This window comes from Cuniculiplasma thermophilum, from assembly GCF_052315355.1.
Lineage (GTDB): Archaea > Thermoplasmatota > Thermoplasmata > Thermoplasmatales > Thermoplasmataceae > Cuniculiplasma.
In genome coordinates this window covers 40,399-48,413 of the sequence record NZ_JBLSDF010000008.1, presented here as the reverse complement: position 1 = coordinate 48,413, position 8,015 = coordinate 40,399, and the positions used below count along the sequence as shown (strand labels likewise).

The following is an 8,015-nucleotide window of genomic DNA, read 5'->3' as shown; positions in this document are numbered from 1 at the left end:
TGCTGATCCCATGAATAAAGCTTTACTTTCGCATAGCAGTCAATTCATGGCTGGAATGCGGATTCCGCATTACGTTTAATTGGAAATGTGAAAAGATCGGTCATAAAAAGAATTCTCATGGGAGGTTTATAGGAAAAGTCTGTAGTGTATTATATTCCCTATATCCATAACTTTTTCAGTTGTAAAAAATTAAGGATTTATACAACAAACTTAGCAAGGCTTTTTTGTAATTATCCTTCTATTGCTATATAAAAAAATAAGAGGACACAGACACACAAACTTTTAAATTCGCTAAGCGAAACATTTAATTCCAGAGTTTTTATAAGGGTTAGATTGCTAATTTACACTCAGAGGGATTAAATGGCTGGTGAACGAGGTCAAAAAAGAATAAAAGATAAGTGGAAAGAGAAAAAATGGTTTACCATAATGGCACCGAATCAACTTGGTGGTAAGGAAATAGGTATGACTCCAGGCAACAGTGGTGAAGAAATTAAGGGTAGGACCATAGAGATTCCGATTTCGGATTTTACTGGAAACTTCAAGAGATCTAATGCTAAAATAAATTTCAAAGTCGTTGATTGCACCGGCATGAAATGTAGTACATTATTCATAGGTCACACAGTAAACGACGATTATATTAGAAGAATGGTAAGAAGAAGAAAGGAAAAAATCGATATCGTTTTGGATGTTAAAACCACGGACAATTATACATTTACGTTGAAAATAGTTGCCATTATAGATGGTAAACTTACATCAGCCAAGAGGGTAGAGTTAAGAAACGCCATAATAAATATAGTTAAAGAAAGGACAAAGAATATGGATTATTTCGAGTTTGCCAGATATGTGATGGCCGATGAATCCATAAATGAGATACTTACGGGCGTCAAGGAAATTTACCCATTGAAGAAACTTGAATTCAGGAAGTCTGAATTGGTTGATACTGGTGAAAAATACAACTTCTCTGTTCCAGAAGAGGCTAAAGAAGAAGAGCCAGTACAAGAATAATATTTTTTGGGCCGGGGTGGCTTAGTAGGTGGAGCGCCGGACTCATAAGATTAATTTCTGAGAAATCCGGAGGTCTCGGGTTCGATCCCCGATCCCGGCATATATTCATCGCCTAACAAATAATGTTTGATGGCTTTTTATAAATTTTTAAATTGTTGCTGATAGTTGTTTTTTGTGAGACCTTTATTATATCCAATTCCAATTGCTATTTTATGTTTTTTTCCCATTAATATCTTCATTGAATTTTTTCCTGTACTTTTCAATCGTGCCTAATGATATTATTAGAAGAATACAAGAAATGAAGCCAGGCAATGTTGCCAATATCCATATCATAATAGATGATGAAAAATTGCTCAGTGCATATCCTCCAAGAAGAGGTCCAAATGCCCTTCCCATGGACATGAAGGCATTATAAATACCCATGTTGGTTCCAATTCTATCCTTTCTTGATATTTCAGCAACAATGGCGTATCCAGCTGGAAATGAAAGATCTTCACCAAATGTTAGAAGAATTGTAGATAGAATAAGTCCAAGAAAATTGCTGTCCAAACCGTAAGATAGGTACCCAGAAGTGTAAATGAATGATCCTACCAAAAGCGAAAAGTAGGATCCTATTTTGATTGAAACCTTGTACATTAAAGGCTGGAGTAATATCACAAAGATTCCATTTGTCATGTAAATTAAACCTATGTTAGTGAAGTTCCCATCCAGCATTCTGTCAGAAAATATGGATAGTGTAACGGTTTCCTGAGCCTGAACCATAAAAAGTAACAAAGCCGCTATCGAAAGTAAAATTAAGGAAAAATTACTCGTTTTAAAATTTAATTTCCTTTCTTCGGTTACCTTTACCTGGTTTACAAAAAAGGATATGAGGAAAGATATTAAACTCATATAGAAGCAGTAAATAAACAAAAAACCGAAACCAGTGGTATTGATAATGTAACCACCAATTGCAGGCCCCAGACCCCAGCCAAGGTTATTCCCTATCCTGATGATAGAAAAACCTTTCAATTTTACACTGCTGTCATTTGAAACCAACGCATTTGACGATGGGGACTGGAAAGAGTTCAATCCCATCAGAACAACAAAAAATATGGAGTAACTTTCAAAAGTTCCGCTTATTGATTTCAGGAGGGAAAGCATCAGCATCATAAATGCAATTAGAGTCATTGATGCAATGAAGGTTTTCCTGTATCCAAACCTATCCCCAGTTTTTCCTCCAACTATCTGACTTATGGAAGATATCACACCTCCAACAAAAAATATGAGAGAAGCAAAAAATATAGGCATACCTAAAATGAGTGTAACGTAAATTGAACTAAAAATCCAAATAGTGGAATATGAGAGAGAACGGAAAATTGAAGAGATTGTAACAACTTTTACGTTGTCCATTAAACGGAACCATAAAAAGTATATAGATAATACTTTTTGAACATGAAAAATAATCTAGTGCATAAAAGTCCAAGGGAAAATAATGGTTCAAGATATTGGTTTAAAATTTTGAATAATTTTTCTATTTAACAACTGAGAACACGCTAACTGTCTCGCTCTTTTCTACACCTTCTATTCCTCTCAACTTGTCTAGGACAAATTTCCCAACATCTTCATTGCTTGCAGCCCTTACCTTTACCAGGATATCCCACTGTCCTGCGATAATATATACTTCCTCAACTTCCCTGAACTGGGATATGGACTTTGCAACATCTCTTTGTGTGATTTTACCACTTGGTCTGAATGAGACAAAAATAAAAGCAACCACTGGAATCCCTATTTCTGCATAGTCAGGAACAACTGTAAATTTCTTAATAGTGCCCCTTGCTATCATACCCTGGATCCTCTCATGGACTGTAATTCTGGGGATATCAAGGTTTCTGGAAATATCTGCAATTTTATCTCTGCCCCTGTCCATAAGATAGGTTAATATTTTTCTATCCTTCTCATCCATGCACGATAATGTCAATATACATTATATATTTTTTGAATTTTGTCAAAATATCTAAAAGTTAACTAGAAAATATTAATCAAAATGTCTAAATTTTCAGACTAATTGTAATATATGCTGTATTACTTTTTGATTTATGGAAACTGAAATAGTAAGTTCAACGATTGAAAGGTTGAAAAGCGAGAAATTACGATATGCTCTAGAGGTAAACACATCGGTTAGAAGAATACTTGCCGAGACATTAATTAAAAAAGGATTTTTAGAGGCTCCCCCAGTAATTTTTTCCGTAGTGACAGATCCACTAAACCATCCCGTTTATGATCCATCTTTCCTGTATGGTGATTTCAAATATTCCTTAACAAAAAGTATGATTTTTCACAAACAGATACTTGTTCAGGAAATTCCAAAGTTTTTTATTTTTTCCCCAAACGTACGATTGGAGACTCCTGATAAAGCATCATCGGGAAGACATTTACTGGAGTTTACGCAATTAGACCTTGAAATTAAGGGAGCACACAGGGAAGAGTTGATGGATTTAGGGGAAGACTTGGTAATTGAGACATTCAAATATGTAAAGGAAAAGAACAGAGAAACTCTGGAAAAACTTGGCAGAAAACTGGATGTACCTAAAAAACCCTTTAAATCATTTAAATATCTAGATCTTTTGAGAGACTATGGGGAAGACTTTGAAGCCTTAAAGTCCAAGGAGGAGAAGGAGCCTTTCTGGATAATTGACATTCCTTTAGATAAAAGAGAATTTTATGATCGTGAGAAAGATGACGAGCCTGGTATATTAAGGGATATGGATCTGATCTACCCTGAGGGCTTTGGTGAGGCTTTAAGTGGCGGAGAAAGAGAATATGAAATTGAACGAATTCGAGAGAGGATAATAAAGAAAGGTCAGACCTTTGAGCAGTTCCACTGGTTCCTCGAGGTTGCGCAGGGAGGTCTGGAGTTATCCACGGGCTTCGGTATAGGAATTGAAAGACTCGTAAGATACATCTGCGGCTTTAAGAGAATAGAAGACGTGCACCCATTTCCAAAAATACCAGGAAAACTATCTTTGTAATTATCCTACATATTTTTTATTCAATTAGATGAAATCACGGGTGATACTGTTCTATATTTCTTCCATGTGGGCACTTCGTAGGTTTTCCTAGTTTTTCAAATATATCATCAATGCTTTTATGATCTATCAGGAAGTCTATATTTTCGCTTATGAGACAGGCCTTTTCAAGTTCCATTCCATTTTTAACCAACATAGTTTCAATGATTCTGTGGTTCTCAAGTATTTCTCTGTATCTTGAAATGCCCTTTTCTGTTAGCACGATCATACCCTTTTCCCTTTGAATGTAAGATTTAGTTTCAAGTCTCTTGATAAGATTCAATGTAGTAGGTGGCTTTAAAGACATTTCTGAAGAAATATCCACAAGTCTCATTGGAAACTCATCATTCATATGCTCTCCAAGTATTATCAATGTATCTCTCTCTTTCTTCGTTATATGAGTGTCGTTTGACATATTAGATATATACTAATGATATTAACGTATAATAAATTTGTCGAATATCTTAGGCTCAAAAATTATAAGTGGTTAATCAATCATATTTCAAAGATGATTTTATGGATGATATAGTTGAAATTGCTAAGAAAATAGGACTGCAAGATCATATAGAATTATACGGAAAGTATATGGCAAAGGTTGATTTTTTGAATTTTCTCAAAAATAAGCATCCAACGGGTAAATTAATCCTGGTAACTGCGATCAGTCCAACACCAGCTGGTGAGGGAAAAACCACAACTTCAATTGGACTCTCTATGGCCTTGTGGAAAATTGGAAAGAAGAATATTGTTTCTATCAGACAGCCCTCAATGGGTCCGGTATTTGGTATAAAGGGCGGGGCAACTGGTGGCGGGAAATCAAAGGTCGAGCCATCCGATAAGATCAATCTCTCTTTTACAGGGGATTTTTATGCAATTTCCCAGGCCCACAATCTTTTGAGTGCCTTAATCAATAATCATCTTTATCACGGAAATCATCTGAGAATTGATGTAAACACCATACAGTTTAACAGAACCATTGACATGAATGACAGATCATTGAGAAGCATAATAGTGGGAGTTGATGGAAGGGAGAGTGGAATATTGTCCAAAGATTCATTCCTTATAGTTCCCGCATCAGAGATTATGGCCATAGTGGGCCTTTCAAAGGATTACCAGGATCTTAAAATGAGGCTGGGCAACATATACATAGGGAAAGATTTTGATGGGAAGAATATTTATGCCCGCGATCTGAAAGCAGAAGGTGCAATGGCAGCTATTCTTTCTGACGCCCTGAAGCCAAATCTCGTACAAACCTCGGAATCAACACCAGCTTTTGTTCATACGGGCCCCTTCGGAAATATTGCTCACGGGACTTCCAGTATGGTGGCATTAAGGGTAGCTCTTTCTGCTGCTGACTATGTGGTGACTGAGGCGGGTTTTGGATCAGACCTTGGAGCCGAGAAGTTCTTCGATATTGTGTCCAGAACAAACGACCTTAAGATAGCCTCAGTGGTTTTGGTCGCCACCATAAGAAGTTTAAAGTATCATGGAGGGAGTTCCGATTACGAAAAAGAGGATTTGGAATCCCTAAGAAATGGTTTCGAAAATCTAAGGAAGCATATAGGAATCATCCGAGGTTTCGGGTTTGAACCTGTAGTTGCGATTAATCGTTTTTCAAATGACACACAGGGGGAAATAAATCTTCTAGAGAAACTTCTTGGAGAGGAAAATGTACAATATGCTATGTCCACAATATATAAAGATGGTTCATCAGGTGGAATTGATCTTGCCAATAAAGTAATAGAAGCGTGCGATAAGAATCCAAAGGCTCCCAATTTTGCATACGATCTTAAGGAAACATTGGAAGATAAAATACTTCAAGTGGCTAAAAAAGTATACGGAGCAAGTGATGTTGTGATTCCAAAGAATGTCGGCAAAAAAATACGTGATCTTGAAAAAAATGGTTACACCAATCTACCTATCTGCGTGGCTAAAACCCAGTATTCAATCACAGATAATCCGTCATTGCTGAAAATTCCGGAGCAATTTAATGTCACTGTTTCAGATATAAAATTATCATCAGGTGCCGGGTTCATTGTCGTCTACCTGGGTCAGATCATGACTATGCCCGGGCTTCCTTTGCATCCTGCATCAGAAAATATAGATATAGATGAAAATGGTAAAATCTCCGGTCTATTCTAATTGGACTGGAGCGAACGTAATTTTCTTTCCATTTTTTAAAGCCTTCTGTATATTCTGTCCATTTTCACTATCGATTTTGATTCTTATTATACCCTTGCTTGATGTCCTTCCCTGCAGAATCATCATATCATCAACATACACATTTACAAGTCTGTTTTCAAGGCCGCAATATAGGTAAAGTATCTTATTTTTCGTTTCCACGTGAACTTCCATTTTTCTATTATCGTCAAGTGTATCCACATCAATAGATATGCCAAGATTTTTTTCGATTTCATTGATATTGCTCCCCTTGCGTCCTATAAGTTTAGGTCTCAGGCTTTCAGGCACTGTAACTTTCGCCCTTCTTGTTCCGAACATCTGAACGTCGATCTGATCTGTTCTCAGGTGGTCTGCCAGATAGGTTTTTATCTTATTTACATCCACACTTTTTTTTGATTGATTTTCAGTTTCGACCGGAACAACTACGATCTGCTCGCCGAATGAATAAACCTCATACAGGGATCTTCTGGTTAACCAGTCACTTACCACAATAACCGGTCTAGCAAGATCCTCCTGTGTCATTCCTTCTGGAACCTTTACGTGCTGTTCTATCTTCAGGATGGTATCAACATTTCCATTCTTTATGAACAGAATTGTATCCACGACCTGAGGAATCATTCCCAGTTCAATTCTACCAATAAATCTCTGAAGAGCATCGATAGGTCTTGTGGCATGTACAACTCCTACCATTCCGACTCCGGCCAATCTGAGATCAGAATAGACTTTGAAGTCAGAAGTTATTCTCATTTCATCAAAAATCGTGTAGTCGTTTCTTACAAGAAGTAAAATGTCTCCGGTTCTTTCCATTGAGCCTTCAAGTCCTGTGTACTGGGTTATCTCCTGGTCAACCTGAAGGTCTCTGGGTCTTTCCATTGTCTTAACAATCATACCCTGTCTGTTCAAAAAATTTGCCATTGCCTGAACAAATGTGCTCTTACCAGCCCCCGGTGATCCTCCCACAAGAACGCCCGCAGATCCACTTTTTATATGCTCTATAATCTCATCATCAAGGTCATAATCTTCAAGTGATGTGATTTTTATTGGCCTTACTGCTGTAATTTCAGTTGATGTTGAAAATGGAGGCCTGGTTATGACAATTCTGAAATTTTTCAGCTGTACTACCGTTGCCCCTGATGAGTCCATCTCAATAAATGATCCTGTTTCATTACCTGCCCTTTTTATTATATTATTGGCGATCGCATCAGTTTCCTTTGAAGTCGTGAGGATATCAGTTGTTGTAAGAACCACAGAACCTGGAAAACCATCTTTCCTCCTCACTAAAGTGTCAGATTTAATATGAACAGAAATAGTATTTTCTTCAAAAAAATCTTCGATATTGGATGCCTTTTCTGTCTGAGCTGGTAAGTAAATGTTCCTTATGCCCTTTACTTCTGCCATATCCCTCTGTATAATATCTCCAGTAACCAGGGTGGCCTCATTTTCCCACGCAAGGTTTCTTATTAATTCATCAATTTCTCCACTTTTTCCATTTCTCATTTGCCAGTCGTTAGGTCTTTTGCCTGCGAATGAAATCTCAATATTGTTTTTTTCTGCAATTTTTCGAATTTTCTTAAGCTCATCAAGAGCTGCAAAGCCTGTTGCCCTATTTTCGTTAGCCTGATGCTCGACTTCAGCCAGCATGGCCTCCGAAAAAATAATTCTCCCCTCCTTTATTGTTTTCATAAACCTGGTAAAGCGACCATCTACAATTACCGAAGTATCTGGTATATAATCCACAGAGGAATAGGATTTAAGATTATTTATTAATTCCCATGGAATGTGGAA

7 protein-coding genes and 1 tRNA gene are annotated in these 8,015 nt (G+C 37.1%); 4 read left to right on the top strand and 4 right to left on the bottom strand.

Annotated features, from left to right (window positions below; genetic code table 11):
* The first annotated feature begins 360 nt into the window (after positions 1 to 360).
* Together ACNF42_RS02400 and ACNF42_RS02395 are read left to right on the top strand one after the other, a co-directional pair.
* On the top strand, positions 361 to 1,005 hold the full coding sequence (locus ACNF42_RS02400) for a 30S ribosomal protein S3ae (protein ID WP_443338549.1): 645 nt from the start codon (positions 361 to 363) through the stop codon (positions 1,003 to 1,005).
* 10 nt (positions 1,006 to 1,015) lie between these two features.
* Positions 1,016 to 1,105: transfer RNA gene (locus ACNF42_RS02395), tRNA-Met, on the top strand.
* Between the two features lie 110 nt (positions 1,106 to 1,215).
* Here the strand turns inward: ACNF42_RS02395 and ACNF42_RS02390 are convergent.
* A complete protein-coding gene (locus ACNF42_RS02390) occupies positions 1,216 to 2,397 on the bottom strand; it encodes an MFS transporter (RefSeq protein ID WP_443338547.1) in 1,182 nt (393 codons plus the stop codon).
* A gap of 121 nt (positions 2,398 to 2,518) precedes the next feature.
* Positions 2,519 to 2,950 (bottom strand): Lrp/AsnC family transcriptional regulator, encoded by a 432-nt coding sequence (locus ACNF42_RS02385; protein WP_443338545.1) that lies wholly within the window; start codon positions 2,948 to 2,950, stop codon positions 2,519 to 2,521.
* Between the two features lie 133 nt (positions 2,951 to 3,083).
* Between ACNF42_RS02385 and ACNF42_RS02380 the strand changes: the two genes are divergently transcribed.
* On the top strand, positions 3,084 to 4,016 hold the full coding sequence (locus ACNF42_RS02380; RefSeq protein WP_443338543.1) for an asparagine synthetase A: 933 nt from the start codon (positions 3,084 to 3,086) through the stop codon (positions 4,014 to 4,016).
* 34 nt (positions 4,017 to 4,050) lie between these two features.
* Here the strand turns inward: ACNF42_RS02380 and ACNF42_RS02375 are convergent, their stop codons facing one another.
* The gene (locus tag ACNF42_RS02375) at positions 4,051 to 4,467 is read right to left on the bottom strand and encodes a metal-dependent transcriptional regulator (protein WP_443338541.1); all 417 of its coding nucleotides are present in this window, start codon (positions 4,465 to 4,467) and stop codon (positions 4,051 to 4,053) included.
* Positions 4,468 to 4,568: 101 nt separating this feature from the next.
* Between ACNF42_RS02375 and ACNF42_RS02370 the strand changes: the two genes are divergently transcribed.
* Positions 4,569 to 6,191, top strand: a complete 1,623-nt coding sequence (locus tag ACNF42_RS02370; RefSeq protein WP_443338539.1) for a formate--tetrahydrofolate ligase — start codon at positions 4,569 to 4,571, stop codon at positions 6,189 to 6,191.
* Here the strand turns inward: ACNF42_RS02370 and ACNF42_RS02365 are convergent.
* Positions 6,183 to 7,967, bottom strand: coding sequence for a PINc/VapC family ATPase (locus ACNF42_RS02365; RefSeq protein ID WP_443338536.1), 1,785 nt, complete (start codon positions 7,965 to 7,967; stop codon positions 6,183 to 6,185). The genes ACNF42_RS02370 and ACNF42_RS02365 overlap by 9 nt on opposite strands.
* Positions 7,968 to 8,015: the final 48 nt, after the last annotated feature.

Excerpts from the sequence above, each read along its gene's own strand:
- ACNF42_RS02385 (WP_443338545.1), bottom strand. The coding sequence starts at position 2,950 with ATGGATGAGAAGGATAGAAAAATATTAACCTATCTTATGGACAGGGGC.
- ACNF42_RS02380 (WP_443338543.1), top strand. The coding sequence starts at position 3,084 with ATGGAAACTGAAATAGTAAGTTCAACGATTGAAAGGTTGAAAAGCGAG.
- ACNF42_RS02400 (WP_443338549.1), top strand. The coding sequence starts at position 361 with ATGGCTGGTGAACGAGGTCAAAAAAGAATAAAAGATAAGTGGAAAGAG.
- ACNF42_RS02390 (WP_443338547.1), bottom strand. The coding sequence starts at position 2,397 with ATGGACAACGTAAAAGTTGTTACAATCTCTTCAATTTTCCGTTCTCTC.
- ACNF42_RS02375 (WP_443338541.1), bottom strand. The coding sequence starts at position 4,467 with ATGTCAAACGACACTCATATAACGAAGAAAGAGAGAGATACATTGATA.
- ACNF42_RS02370 (WP_443338539.1), top strand. The coding sequence starts at position 4,569 with ATGGATGATATAGTTGAAATTGCTAAGAAAATAGGACTGCAAGATCAT.